Source organism: Desulfatiferula olefinivorans (genome assembly GCF_054657895.1).
In genome coordinates, this window is the sequence record NZ_BAAHXV010000171.1 from 1 (window position 1) to 203 (window position 203).

The following is a 203-nucleotide window of genomic DNA, read 5'->3' on the forward strand; positions in this document are numbered from 1 at the left end:
GAGATCTACGTTCTGAGCAAGGAAGAAGGCGGACGTCATACGCCGTTCTTTACCGGTTACCGTCCCCAGTTCTTTTTCAGAACCACGGACGTGACGGGTATCCTGAACCTTCCCGAAGGCGTGGAAATGATCATGCCCGGGGACAACGTGACCATCACGGCTGAACTCATTGCCCCCATCGCCATGGAAGAAGGTCTCCGTTT

The 203-nt window shown here is 54.7% G+C and carries 1 protein-coding gene; it reads left to right on the top strand.

The features are described 5' to 3' along the window. Nucleotides 1-203: EF-Tu C-terminal domain-related protein (locus tag ACYQ11_RS22295; RefSeq protein ID WP_459926037.1), on the top strand; the 203-nt coding region annotated here is incomplete at both ends.